The sequence below is a fragment of the Pseudoalteromonas holothuriae genome (assembly GCF_945859825.1).
GTDB lineage: Bacteria > Pseudomonadota > Gammaproteobacteria > Enterobacterales > Alteromonadaceae > Pseudoalteromonas > Pseudoalteromonas holothuriae.
Window position 1 is genome coordinate 101,216 of sequence record NZ_CAMAPC010000014.1, and the last position, 14,244, is coordinate 115,459.

The following is a 14,244-nucleotide window of genomic DNA, read 5'->3' on the forward strand; positions in this document are numbered from 1 at the left end:
AATTAACCACACTTCTGAGTTTAAAACATTGTGTATGGAATAAAAAATCAGCCTATTTAGCAAACATAGCGATAATAGTTAATTCCTGTGCAGGCACTTAGAATATTCAATCGCCACTTGCAAGTGGTAGCTACGTCGACTCATCCATAAATCGATACTCAAATTTAAGAAATAAAAAACCTTAAACAAATGGTTAGGGTCATAAAAAGTGGGCCCAGTGGGTGGACTCTTAACTGATATTAGCGCCACCAGCGTGGCGGCCAAGTTAGACATTCTATTAGTGCGCCATCGCGCCAAAAATCAAGGTGAAAGTAGTCTTCATAAACTTGCACAGCAACACGAAATGAACCATCTAGCAATTGCCGTGCGGTGATATAGCACTTACTGTGGCAACAAAACCCCGTGAGAATGCTCTATATCGCGTGTTAGCAACTTAGACATAGAGTATATGACTCAAAAATGACATAAAGCAGCGTAACGTGTAACCGACGATTTTGCGTAGATAAAAACAAAATACTTGTGTTCATCTTTGTTAGCGCCTAAAACAAATCGAGCAATTAGAAGTATATGTGGGCTTTTTCTTACATCATTTTAAATTAGTTTAATCCGACCCCCCGACTATACTCTCAATCTATGAATATGGACTATTCAACACACCACACTAAAGAAGGAACTCACTATGAAATATCATACTTTATTTATTATTATCTTTTGCTTGTTGAGCACACTCACTAAAACGGCCAAAGCTGAGCTACTAGGATGTTTTGATTGCTCTAGTGTCACAAGTAAGCGTGAAGCAATAAAAGAGTTTAATGCTTCCAATAAACAACATGGTCGATACGAAGTTGTAGATATAAAGAAAGGGATGGTATTAAGTTATGATATTGAATACGACCCAGAATTCAATAAAACTATAGTATTTAGTAGAACGCCAAGTGCTGATGCACTTAACAGAGCTGAAACACTCTCCTCTGAATACAAAGCACTCGAACAAGAGATAGAGACTAAAAATTTTGTCAGCAACAGCTACACATCCGCATATAAAGTGTATCGAAGTAGAGGGTTTGGTAGAGTCACGAATGAGTTTATACACCAGTCCAACATCTACGATAAAATCGGTATATACACGGGTGTTGCAGTGACAATGCTAGGAAAGTTAGCTAATAACATTAACTTCGTAATTGATATCGAGTTTTCAGATGGCAGTATCATTCGATTCAAAGTGACTGGTGTAAATATAGACGGCGACCCAGAATTTGAACCAATGAAAGCCATGGACTCTGACGGTAACACAATTCCAACAGGGCGGAACGATATTGGGGGCATTTATCGCTTTTCAGAGGGTACTGGAAACTGGGAACGCTTTAGAGCATTATCATCACTATATGGCATAAATATTGTCGGTTGGGATCATGGTTATTTCAATACTTCTGTTACGATTTCAGACTGCCCAGCTTGCAGCATTGAACCTAACTAACAAGGAATAGACAGTATGCCAATTGATATAAATGTGAGATGGGTAGGGTATTTTGTGATATTAAGCCTACTGTTTCCTATATTAGCCTTTTTTCTGCTAAGAAGAAGTAGAGAGAAGCCAGTAAAAGATGCGTTTATAATCTTGCTACTGTCAGTCATTCCTCCTTTGCAGCTTGTAGCTTTATTGGTGTTTTATTCGATACCAAATAAACAGCCTGAGCACGAATGCTCTGCCAAACAATGAACTTGGCGTTGAGCTAAGTTCATTGTTTGATTTGGGTGAAAATAAGCTTCATACAAACACTAACCAGTCATTCCAACAGCCTTCATTAAAGCTTTAATCCTCGAAGCCTAAATTGATTTTTTAAATCGCATGAGCAACTGGCGCTGAAGTTTGGCAGAGGTGAAGAGTGCTTCCAAGGTTTGATAATAAACTTTTGTTGTTGGTTATTGAGCAACTCGGTGGCCGCCACTCGGTGGCCGCCACACACGTTAATAAAATATGCGCTGTTATCATTACTGAAATTCAGGTATAAAAAAACCCTAACCAAATGGCTAGGGTCATAAAAAGTGGTACCAGTGGGCGGACTTGAACCGCCACGCCCGAAGGCAACGGATTTTGAATCCGTCATGTCTACCAATTCCATCACACTGGCATAATTTTTCTTTCATCTTCTAAACAAGAGAAAATAAAGAAAAACCACTTTGAGCTTAAGCTTTGTTTATAATGCCTTCGTCTCTATGCTTTGCATTATACAAACATCGCTTCGCTGGGCAAGTAATTTTTAACTTAACCAGCTCAACTGCTTGGTATTTGTACAAAACAGAGTGTAAATGGCCAGGAACAATGATTTTCGCCATTACTAGCCCCATTGTGTAAAATACTATGTAATTAATTCTGTTTATTTAAGTAGAGCACGCATATGACACAGTTTCCTAATGCCGGTTTTTTTCGACGATTAGCCTCTCTTATCTACGATGGCTTAGTTGTGATTGCCTTTGCAATGTTAACCACCGTTGTTTATCTATTAATTGTGCAAGGCTTGATGTCAGCAGGTGTACTACAACTTGGCGAACACCAGGATGTATCTGCATTTATTCAAACTTCACCGATTCTATACAGTATTCGAGCTGCTCTTTTAGTACTGGTGAGCACCTTATTCTTTGCTTACTTTTGGACTAAAAGCGGGCAAACGATTGGTATGAGGGCATGGCGGTTAAAGGTGCAAACTCAATCAGGTGAGCTGTTACCATGGACCACAGCCATATTGCGCAGTATCTGCGCCTTGTGTGGTTTAGGCAACTTACTCGTGTTAGTAGATTATAAACAAAAACGCGCTTTACAAGATTTGCTCTGTAAAACAGAGGTTGTTGTATTAACTAAGCAAGAAAATAAAAAAGTGTATAACAACTTAGATTAAAACCGATAAGCCCAGAAAAAGCACTGGGCTTAATAAAGCTATTGTTTACGCTTAAGTAAATAGCTGGCAATAACCACAAATAAAACACTGGGCATCATCGCCCCAAGTATCGCAGGTACGTTGTAAACCATCACAATCGGGCCAAATATTTCATTGCTTAAATGAAATACAAGCCCAGTTATCACACCCATAATAATTCTAGCACCCATACTCACTGAACGCAGTGGGCCAAAAATAAATGACAGTGCCACCAAAAGCATGACTGCAATGGTGAGCGGCTGCATGACCTTTCTCCATAACGCCAAGTCATAACTACTGGTATCTTGATCATTTTGCTCAAGGTAAGATAAGTATGACCAAATACCTCTAAATGAAAGAGATTCTGGGTCAACAGACACCACATCTAATTTTTCAGCGGTAAGCTGCGAATTATATATTTGCGACTCACGATAATGGGTGGTTATTCTATCTTGACTCAAGATTACTTCTTCAACACCGTTAAAAACCCAACCTTGGGGCACACTCTTGGCGTGCACCACACGCATGACTTTGTTTAGCTCTAAGTCATCATTAAAATAGTAAATACTGACATTTTTTAGGTCGCCTGACTTTTCGATATTGCCAATATTGATAAAATTACTGCCATCTTTAGCCCATACTCCTTTTTGAGCATTAAACACTTCACCACCAAAAATAGCGTTGTTACGTAACTGTTTAGCGGCCTTTTCAGCCTGTGGAACACCCCACTCGCCCAGCGCCATCATACACAACGCCAATACTATGGCTGTTTTCATTACCGAGCCAATGATCTGTAAGCGTGACATTCCAGCTGCTTGCATCACCACCAGTTCACTACTAGCAGCAAGCGCTCCAAGTCCAGTAAGTCCACCGATTAAAGCGGCCATAGGAAAAAACACCACGATATCAGCAGGCATGCTATAAAATGTATAAAGCATAGCGTCTGCCATATCATAACTACCCCGACCGACTGACTTTAACTGTTCTATATATTTAATTAAGGTATTTATTCCTACAAATACTAAAAGGGCAAACCCTGTGGTTTGCAAAATACTTCGACCTAAATACCAATCTAGTGTTTTCATCATGCTAATGACGCCCGTTTTGTTAGTACCGAGCGTATCCAAACGCCAAATGGCCGCCCTTTAGCGATTAAATAAGTACCAATAAACAGTACGCATAGGTGAATCCACCACAAGCCAACTGCGGACGGAATTTTTCCTTCAGCAACCAAAAACTTTCCAGCGTTCAGTAAAATAAAATAACCGAGATATAGGCCAATTGCAGGTACTAATTTAGCAAATTTCCCTTGACGAGGGTTTACCACACTTAAAGGTACGGCTAATAGCGTTAGGAGTATAATTGAAATGGGAACTGACAGTCGCAATTGAAACTGAGCTGCGGCTTGGGGCGTATCCATTTCAAGTAATTGTAATGTTGGAATTGCTTCTAATTTACGCCTTTGGTGTTCAATAATTTGTTCTCGAATTTGTACTTGATAACTGGCAAATTCGGTTTTGTTCATCGCTTGACTTAGACCGTCAGTTTCATAACGTTTTCCATCATTAAGAACTAATTGTTGTTCACCGCTTTCTTGTTCAATAACTCGCCCTTTTTGAGCATAAACTATACGTGCAGCCTGATTTGAATCTTTATTTGGCAACTGCGCTACAAACACTTTATTTAGTTCCCGGCCTTGCTCAAGAATATTATGTACAAACACCACCGCTTTTTCATTGCCTGTTTGCTGAAAACGACCAGCTCTGAGCGCCGCCAAACCTGACTCAGCTTCAGCTTGCTCTTTTAATTGGTATTCTTTTTCAGATGCCCAAGGGGCGATATATAAACTCACAACACCAGCCAACAGAGCAAATACCAAACTAGAAACTAAAGTCACACGTACCACGTACCATTCACTCACACCACAAGCCCGTAGCACTGTCATTTCACTGTCTGCATACACTCGGCTATAGGCCAAAATAATACCTAAAAACAGGCTTAGTGGCAGGATATACACGGCCAATTGTGGTAATTTTAGCATTAGCACTGATGCCACAAGTTTCGCTGGCAAGTCACCGTCTGATGCATCACTTAGGATACGAACAAACTTTTGTGACAAAAAAATCGTCATCAACGTGAGAAACACGGCGATCTGCGATTTTAGCACCTCAGCAGTTAAATAACGAAAGATTAGCAATGTGTGCCCCTATAAAACTTCGTCTTTCACTGGAATAGTGGGAGATTTTGAGTAAACTGGTTATTTTAGTCAGTTTATTATATGCCATCAAATTTAATTATCATACCAACAGCCAGATATAATCAAACATTTATGGTATTGATAGTCACTTCGGCATAAAGTTCAAAAAGACATAACTTTAGACTCAGGAGTCGCAATGGAATTCAGCGTAAAAAGTGGTAGCCCAGAGAAACAGCGCAGTGCCTGCATCGTAGTTGGTGTATATGAGCCTCGCCGCTTATCTCCCATAGGTGAACAGCTGGATAAGATCAGTGATGGTTACATCTCAAATTTATTACGTCGTGGTGACCTTGAAGGAAAACCAGGACAAGTACTGTTGTTACATCATGTTCCAAACGTTCTCAGTGAGCGCATATTATTGGTCGGCTGTGGTAAAGAACGCGAATTAGACGACAAACAGTATAAGCAAATTATTTCTAAGACAATCAATACCCTCAATGACACAGGCTCAATGGAAGCCGTCTGCTTCTTAACTGAACAACACGTTAAAGGTCGAGATACTTACTGGAAAGTACGCCAAGCTGTTGAGACGACTCAAGATTGCCTTTACACGTTTAATCATCTTAAAAGCAAAAAAGTCGACCCTCGTCGTCCACTTCGTAAAATTGTATTTAATGTGCCAACTCGTCGCGAATTAACCATCGGTGAGTCGGCGATTGAACATGGCTTAGCCATTGCCTCTGGTGCTAAATTATGTAAAGACGTCGCTAACATGCCACCTAATATTTGTAACCCACGCTATTTAGGTGAACAAGCAAAGGCATTGGAAGAGTTTAACAATGTTTCAGTTAACCTAGTTGGTGAAAAAGAAATGGAAGAGCTAGGTATGCATTCATACCTAGCCGTTGGCCGAGGTAGTGCCAATGAATCTGTTATGTCGGTGATCCATTATAACGGTGCTAATGAAGAACAAGCCCCGATTGTGTTTGTCGGCAAAGGGCTAACTTTTGACTCCGGTGGTATTTCTTTAAAACCCGGCGAGGCAATGGATGAAATGAAATACGACATGGGGGGCGCAGCTGGGGTATTGGGATTAATGCGCTCATTGGTGGAAATGCAATTGCCAATCAATGTTATTGGCGTACTTGCAGGTTGTGAAAATATGCCTAGCTCAGACGCTTACCGCCCTGGTGACATTTTAACAACAATGTCGGGACAAACTGTTGAAGTGCTTAACACCGATGCTGAAGGCCGTTTAGTATTATGCGATGCGCTCACCTATGTCGAAGCGTTTGAGCCTGAAACAGTTGTCGATGTTGCTACCTTAACAGGTGCTTGTATTGTAGCACTCGGTGCACATGCCACGGGTTTACTATCTACTCACAACCCTTTAGCACACGACCTACTTAAAGCCGGTGAGCAAAGTGGCGACCGTGCATGGCAGTTACCGCTATGGGATGACTATCAAGAACAGTTAGAAAGCCCATTTGCTGATTTTACAAACTTAGGTGGTCGCGCAGCAGGCACTATTACTGCCGCATGCTTTTTATCTAAATTCACCAAAAAGTATAATTGGGCCCATTTAGATATCGCAGGCACAGCTTGGCGTAGTGGTAAAAATAAAGGCGCAACAGGCCGCCCTGTTCCAATGTTAACTCAGTACTTATTAAATCGTGTTAACGTTACAGACGTACAACAAGATTAACCCAGCAAGGACGATTGATGGCATGAGGTTTCTGTGTCAAAATGCAGCTTTATTTTGAACGCTGAGTTTTGCCTGTAGAAATACAGAGTAACCGCACATAATGAAGTCAACACCATGACCATCAATGCACAATTTTATGTGTTAAAACATAACAATGAGCCGGACGCTAAACTACCGGCTCATTTTGATCTCGCCGCTCGTGCAGCTGCAAAGCAATATAGATCTGGTCAACGAGTATTTATCTATGTTGATTGCATTGATGATGCTCACTCTATTGATGAACATTTATGGTGTTTTGAAGCTGATAGCTTTGTACCTCATAATCTTCAAGGAGAAGGGCCTAAAGGCGGTGCACCTGTAGAGATTGGGCAAACGCCCCCGGTAGGTAGACGCTCGGTACTTATCAACTTAGCAACTAAGCTTCCAGACTTTATTCGTCGCTTTACGCAGGTTTATGACTTTGTACCAAATGAACCTCAGGCGACACAAGCAGCACGAGAGCGGTTTAAGCACCTACGCCAACTTGGCGCCAGTATTTCAACCAAAGAAATTGAAAATTAAAGTATTTATTAAGGTTCTGTGAAATGGATAAAACCTATAATCCACAAGATATAGAACAGTCTTTATACCAAGACTGGGAAGAAAATGGCTATTTTAAGCCATCAGGTACAGGCGATGCGTATTCAATTATGATCCCCCCACCTAATGTCACTGGTAGCTTACATATGGGGCATGCTTTCCAAGACACCATCATGGATACCTTAACCCGTTATAAGCGGATGCAAGGCAATAATACTTTATGGCAAGTAGGTACTGACCACGCAGGTATTGCAACACAAATGGTTGTAGAGCGTAAGTTAGCTGCTGAAGAAGGTAAAACACGTCATGACTTAGGTCGTGATGTATTCATTGACAAAATTTGGCAGTGGAAAGAGCAATCTGGCGGCACCATTACTAAACAGCTTCGCCGTTTAGGCGCTTCAGTTGATTGGGATCGTGAACGTTTTACCATGGATGAAGGCCTTTCTGAAGCAGTAAAAGAAGTGTTCGTTCGTTTACACAAAGAAAACCTTATTTATCGAGGTAAGCGTCTAGTAAACTGGGATCCAAAACTACACACTGCTATTTCTGATTTGGAAGTTGAAAACAAAGACAAACAAGGCCACATGTGGAACTTGCGCTACCCGCTAGCAGATGGCGTAAAAACGCAAGATGGTAAAGACTACATTGTTGTTGCAACAACTCGCCCTGAGACCATGCTAGGCGATACCGGTGTTGCTGTTAACCCAGAAGATGAACGCTACCAAGATTTAATTGGCAAAGAGATTTTGCTGCCAATCGTTAACCGTCGAATTCCGATTGTTGCAGACGAGCATGCTGATATGGAAAAAGGCACTGGGTGTGTAAAAATCACACCGGCTCACGACTTTAACGATAATGAAGTTGGTAAACGCCATGCGCTACCCATGATCAATGTATTTAATAAAGATGCAGCTATTCTAACAGTAGGTGAAAGTTACTCATTTGATGGCAAACCGCTTGAACTTGATGCTCCGCTGCCTGAACGCTTTCACGGTTTAGACCGCTTTGATGCACGTAAGCGTATTATTGAAGAGTTTGACAGCGCAGGCTTACTCGAAAAAATTGACGATCACAGCCTAACCGTTCCTTATGGCGATCGTTCTGGTGTTGTCATTGAGCCACTTTTAACTGATCAGTGGTATGTACGTGTAGCGCCTCTTGCTGAGCCTGCTAAAGATGCAGTTAAAAATGGCGACATTCAGTTTGTACCAAAACAATATGAGAATATGTACTTCTCATGGATGAATGATGTACAAGATTGGTGCATCTCTCGTCAACTTTGGTGGGGACACCGTATCCCTGCATGGTATGATGCAAAAGGTAATGTTTACGTAGGGCGCGATGAAGCTGAAGTACGCCGTGAAAACAATATTGCAGACGATATCGTACTCAACCAAGATGAAGATGTATTAGATACTTGGTTCTCATCTGCATTGTGGACTTTTTCAACACAAGGTTGGCCACAAAACACCGATGACTTAAAAGTATTCCACCCATCAGATACGTTAGTGACCGGTTTTGACATTATTTTCTTCTGGGTTGCCCGCATGATCATGATGACCATGCACTTCATAAAAGATGAAAATGGTAAACCACAAGTACCATTTAAAACGGTTTATGTAACAGGCCTTATTCGTGATGAAAATGGCGATAAGATGTCAAAATCAAAAGGTAATGTACTCGATCCACTGGACATGATTGATGGCATTGACTTAGAAAGCCTAGTAACAAAGCGCACTGGCAATTTGATGCAGCCACAACTGGCTAAAAAAATTGAAAAGAACACACGTAAGACCTTTGCTGAAGGCATTGAGCCTCACGGTACAGACGCATTGCGTTTTACCCTTGCAGCAATGGCGTCTACAGGTCGTGATATAAACTGGGATATGAACCGCCTCGAAGGTTATCGTAATTTCTGTAACAAACTTTGGAACGCCAGCCGCTATGTGTTAATGAACACAGAAGAGCAAGATTGTGGTTTCAATGGTGGTGAAATGGTTCATTCACTGGCCGATCGCTGGATCTTAGGGCAATTTCAAAGCACAGTAAAAACATTTTCCGAACATTTAGATAATTTCCGCTTTGACCTTGCAGCCAATACAATTTATGAGTTCACATGGAATCAATTCTGTGACTGGTACTTGGAGCTGACTAAACCAATCTTATTCAAAGGTGACGAAACGCAGCAACGTGGCACCCGTCATACTTTGATAACAGTACTAGAGGGCTTATTACGCTTAATGCATCCTCTTACGCCATATATTACAGAGACAATTTGGCAACGCGTTGCACCACTTGCAGGCATTGATACAACGACCATAATGTTACAAAGCTATCCTGAATTTGATCAAAGCCAAGTAGATGAAACTGCAATGGCTGATCTAGAATGGGTAAAACAGTTTATTTTAGCAATTCGTAATATTCGCGGTGAAATGGACATTAGTCCTAATAAACCACTAAATGTATTACTGGCCAAAGCAGGTGAGCAAGATTTGCGTCGTTTAGAGCAGAATAAAGCTTTTTTAAGTGCACTTGCTAAGCTAGAAAGTTTTACTGTTTTAGAAAGTATTGATGACGCGCCAGCCTGTGCAACATCATTTGTCGGTAATCTTGAGATATTGATCCCCATGGCAGGTCTCATTGATGTTGAAGCTGAATTAGCACGTATCGCTAAACAGCTTGAAAAAGCCGAAAAAGGCTTAGCTCAAGTAGAGAAAAAGCTAGCAAACGACAAATTCGTCAATAATGCACCTGAAGCTGTATTAGCAAAAGAAAAAGAGAAGCTTGCAGAGTTCTCTGATGCTAGAACTAAACTGCTTGAACAAAAAGCTAAAATACAAAGCCTATAAATAGGCTTTGAGAAACCGCTAAATATCGGGCAGTTAAACTGCCCTTTTCTTTGTACTACATTAAAAGCCTAAATTATACTGCACGCCTAATACAGTAGCATGGCCGTTTGACTCAAAACCCCATACCTGTCCAAGATTATCAGCTTCAACAAAATTCTGTGTTTTACCGCGCAAAAAACTCACACCTACATCCAATGAACTATTGATTGATACTTGATACTCAGCACCGAGTGAATACCACATACGATCAGTGTCTGGAATTGAAATAGACATATGATATGGGTCGGCTGGAGACTTGTCATAAGCTATGCCAAAACGCAGTGTTAACTCATCACTATATTGATGATCTGCCCCAATCGCGTAACGCATAGAGTTTGAGAAGTTTTCATCTTTACTAAATACTGTGCCACGTCCATCCACCTTAGCAGCAAGCGTTTTAAAGCTGCTCCACTGAGTCCATAGCAAGCTAAAATGCAAAGCACTTTGCTCATTAACCTGATGACTCCCAGAAAACTCAGCAATAGCAGGTAAAGTTATCGCGACACTTCCTGGGGATTTTTCATTTGCAGTGCCATAAAATGGCGCACCAGTAGGTAACTGATTAGCAAACTCCCCTTCAAAGGTGATATCTGTCTCACTACGATAATTAAACCCAAGACGGTTGCCTTTATCTAATTGATAACTTAGACCAAGATTCCAACCATAACCTTGGTCGTCACCCTCAAGATGAACAGCCTCTGTTTGTGCCGGAATTGGCAATGGCGATTGGCCAAAGTTACGAATAATTTTGGCATCAGCATAAACGTGGCTTATACCAAGGGCAATAGTAAACTCTTCTGATATTTGATATGCAACACTGACATTAGTATTGACAGTTACAATCTCAGTTTCACCAGCTATTTGGCCCGGGGCATAGTCTGAGGCAAACTCAGTCGCTAAACCAAACTGAGAGTATACACCCACGCCAAGATACCAACCCTGTCCCATCGGCCGAGTATAATAAGCTGCGGGCACCACAGCACTTGGTGCAATGCTACTATCATCTAACGCGCTTACATCAACGCCATTATTGGTGGTTGTGCCTTTTAAGCTTACATCAGGTTCGACAAACATTGCCGCTACACTCAATTGAGCACTCTCAAACTGACTCATTAGAGCAGGGTTACGCGCGACCACCGATGCGTCATCAGCTACTGATGCTTCACCTGCATAGGCACGCCCAAGACCCGACACACTTTGCTCAGCCAATTGAAATGCAGCAGCAAATGCGTGTGAAGAAACTAACATCAAGCTTGATGCCACTAGTGTTTTTTTAAATACAGACATTTCTTAATCCCATGTGTACATTCACACTTTTTGAAAACGCCTACACTACATAAAACAGAATTAAAAAGCTTCAATTTAGAGCAAACAACCTAATCAAACGAACAATTTTACATCAAAGAACAAAAGTCACACTGGTGATATGATTATAAACACAACTTAATGAAATCAATTCTCATTAGCATTGACGATAAAGCATAAGTTATTTAGACTAAGTATGACTGAAGTTACTTGGATAATAAGGAATATGCTGCTGCTGGTATTAAGTGCTCTACTATTTTCTGGGACCAGCGTCTACTGCTGGTGCAAAGCGACTTATTGCGCATGTCACAACGCTGGGCAATGCGATAACCCGATTAGTGTCTATTGGTTAGGATGTATTTTTACATCACTTATATCATTAACTTTTTGCTGTTTTGCACTACACGCTAATTTAGGCACATTGCTTTGGTTACTGTTAACAACTTCATGCTTAGCTGGCGCGACATTATCTGCTAAATTACATAAACAACAACGGTGTATTACTGTTAAATCAACAAATGTTCTTTTAACAAACGAGACAAATTAATTTGATAATCTAATGGACGAATACTCGCCACTACTTTGATATCAAGATCAGTTCCACTCAAATCAAGTTCTTTGGCGGTAATATGGTGCATGTGTTTTGTATTATAAAACACTCTCACATTTGGCTCCGTAGGTGCATGTTGATTACCTGCTAATACCAAAGCTAGCCTGTCATTAGTCAGTTTAACAATAGACCCTACTGGATGCACACCGAGGCATTTTATAAAGCGCTGCACTAGTACTGGGTCAAACTGTTCTTTATTCGTCAGCAAATAGCGCAAAGCGTGTATAGGCTCTTCTCCTTGCTGATAGGGGCGCTCTGACGTCATTGCATCATATACATCAACAATCGCCATAATTCTTGCTGCTTTACTAATTTTTAGTCCTTTTAAACCTCTCGGATAACCGCTTCCGTCAATTCTTTCATGATGGTTGATTATCATATCCATCATCATTGGAGTAACGCCTTGCTCACCTTTAACTAATCCAAGAGAATGAACGACATGCTTTTGAACCGCTTTGTATTCTATATCGTTAAGCTTATCATCCTTATTAACTATACCTTGTGGTAAACGTGCATGGCCTACATCATGTAACATTGCCCCCATAGCAAGCTGCTTGATCAACTCTTCAGATAAGCCTAGATATTTTGCGAATACACTAACTAAAATGGCGCAATTAATCATATGTCGCCAGTTATACCCATCTTTATCCTGTAAACGTGTTAAAATTGCCATTGCGTTGCTATTACGCAGCACTGATTCAACAATCTCTTTGCTGATTTCGTTAATTAAGCCCACATCTGTTTTTAAGCCTGCGGTTGTATCCGTGTATAAAGCCTGCACCTTTCGGTTATGCTGCTCAAAAGCTTGGCTGGCAAGCTCAAATTCCTTTTCTAATGTATTGGGCTCTGTTGCGCTCTTTTTCTTTTTTTTAGTAACTTTTGTCGATTTTTGCTCAGCCTGTGCAGCTCTTCTTCGTTTTGTTCGAGCATCTAACTTTAGTGTATCTGGCCTTTGGCTATCTTTTGACTCCTTAGCTTGATACTTTTCTGGTATCGCTATTTCACTCAAACCAAAGTCGATATTAAGTTCTAATACTCCTTCTGCTGATAACTTGCTAATGATGTTATGATCTCGAACCATGCCCCGAGATTTGATTTTCAAACCCGTATCAGCTCTTTGTTTGTGAACACTGTCTACAAACATACCAGGTTTAAGTTCAGCAATAGGGAGGGTCACTCGCATAGAAGGATCATATAAAAAGATAACAAGTATGTTTAATAGCACTTTTTGATCCTAATAGTCTATATATGAGATATGAAATAATAATTAACTATTAGATAAAAGGGCTGATTCAAAGGGGGAAGTAATTTTTTCGCAACAAACAAGCCCAACTCTATTCAAATCGAGCTTTCTCTTAATTAAGTCCTAGTGATGATCCGCTCTTTTCTATAAAGAGGCATATGGTAAAGCTACATTAAAGTGCAAAGGGGTAACGACAGCGAACGTAGTGAGTACGTTTCCTTTGCGCAAGGTGAAAGGTTAGCGACATGAGCGAAGCGAATACGCTCTTTTTACGCAAGGTGAAATAAGTGTAAAAGGTTAGCGACATGAGCGACGCGAATACGCTCTTTTTACGCAAGGTGCAATGAGTTATTTTAACAATCGCAGAGGGACTTATCGTGCAAAGGGTTAACGATAGCGAACGCAGTGAGTACGTTTCCTTTGCGCAAGGTGAAGTAAGTGTAAAAGGTTAGCGACATGAGCGAAGCGAATACGCTCTTTTTACGCAAGGTGCAAATGTCTAATGACAAAGCGCGCAGCGCTTACATTCCATTTGCGCAAGGTGTAATGAGCTATTTTAACAACCGCTGAGGGAATATCAGACTAACGACTGTGAAGCTTGCTCACTTCACCTTGCGCAAAAATGTCTCTTTATCACCGAGTTTCTTCTTTAATAGCCTCAGAGACAATTTTGCACACACAACAAAAAAGCCCGACTCTTTCGAATCGGGCTTTCTCTTAATTAAATCCTGGCGATGTTCTACTTTCACATGGCAAAGCCACACTATCATCGACGCTGTTTCGTTTCACTTCTGAGTTC

At 40.9% G+C, this 14,244-nt stretch carries 9 protein-coding genes and 1 tRNA gene; 5 read left to right on the forward strand and 5 right to left on the reverse strand.

The annotated features are described in order from the left end of the window. Positions 1–679 precede the first annotated feature (679 nt). The gene (locus tag OCI93_RS15655) at positions 680–1,477 is read left to right on the forward strand and encodes a hypothetical protein (RefSeq protein WP_261592652.1); all 798 of its coding nucleotides are present in this window, start codon (positions 680–682) and stop codon (positions 1,475–1,477) included. A 570-nt stretch (positions 1,478–2,047) separates the two neighbouring features. Here OCI93_RS15655 and OCI93_RS15660 read toward each other — a convergent pair. Next, positions 2,048–2,132: transfer RNA gene (locus OCI93_RS15660), tRNA-Leu, on the reverse strand. 267 nt (positions 2,133–2,399) lie between these two features. On the opposite strand from OCI93_RS15660, the gene OCI93_RS15665 reads away from it, so the two are divergent. After that, entirely contained in the window at positions 2,400–2,897 is a 498-nt protein-coding gene (locus OCI93_RS15665; RefSeq protein WP_261592653.1) for an RDD family protein, read from the forward strand. A 38-nt stretch (positions 2,898–2,935) separates the two neighbouring features. On the opposite strand, the gene lptG is transcribed toward OCI93_RS15665, so the two are convergent. Both lptG and lptF read right to left on the reverse strand, forming a co-directional pair. Then, the gene (gene lptG, locus OCI93_RS15670) at positions 2,936–4,003 is read right to left on the reverse strand and encodes an LPS export ABC transporter permease LptG (RefSeq protein WP_261592654.1); all 1,068 of its coding nucleotides are present in this window, start codon (positions 4,001–4,003) and stop codon (positions 2,936–2,938) included. Further along, a complete protein-coding gene (gene lptF / locus OCI93_RS15675; protein WP_261592655.1) occupies positions 4,000–5,112 on the reverse strand; it encodes an LPS export ABC transporter permease LptF in 1,113 nt (370 codons plus the stop codon). The genes lptG and lptF overlap by 4 nt, the downstream gene beginning before the upstream one ends. A 196-nt stretch (positions 5,113–5,308) precedes the next feature. Between lptF and pepA the strand changes: the two genes are divergently transcribed. The 3 genes from pepA (at position 5,309) to OCI93_RS15690 (ending at position 10,248) form a co-directional block, all read left to right on the forward strand. Then, entirely contained in the window at positions 5,309–6,817 is a 1,509-nt protein-coding gene (pepA, locus tag OCI93_RS15680) for a leucyl aminopeptidase (RefSeq protein WP_261592656.1), read from the forward strand. Positions 6,818–6,931: 114 nt separating this feature from the next. Beyond that, on the forward strand, positions 6,932–7,378 hold the full coding sequence (locus tag OCI93_RS15685; RefSeq protein ID WP_261592657.1) for a DNA polymerase III subunit chi: 447 nt from the start codon (positions 6,932–6,934) through the stop codon (positions 7,376–7,378). Between the two features lie 23 nt (positions 7,379–7,401). Then, the gene (locus tag OCI93_RS15690) at positions 7,402–10,248 is read left to right on the forward strand and encodes a valine--tRNA ligase (RefSeq protein ID WP_261592658.1); all 2,847 of its coding nucleotides are present in this window, start codon (positions 7,402–7,404) and stop codon (positions 10,246–10,248) included. A 60-nt stretch (positions 10,249–10,308) separates the two neighbouring features. Here OCI93_RS15690 and OCI93_RS15695 read toward each other — a convergent pair whose 3' ends face one another. Then, positions 10,309–11,574, reverse strand: coding sequence for an outer membrane protein transport protein (locus OCI93_RS15695; RefSeq protein ID WP_261592659.1), 1,266 nt, complete (start codon positions 11,572–11,574; stop codon positions 10,309–10,311). Between the two features lie 524 nt (positions 11,575–12,098). Then, positions 12,099–13,385 carry an HD-GYP domain-containing protein gene (locus OCI93_RS15705; protein WP_261592672.1) on the reverse strand — a complete coding sequence of 429 codons (1,287 nt, stop codon included), beginning with the start codon at positions 13,383–13,385 and terminating at the stop codon, positions 12,099–12,101. Positions 13,386–14,244 lie beyond the last annotated feature (859 nt).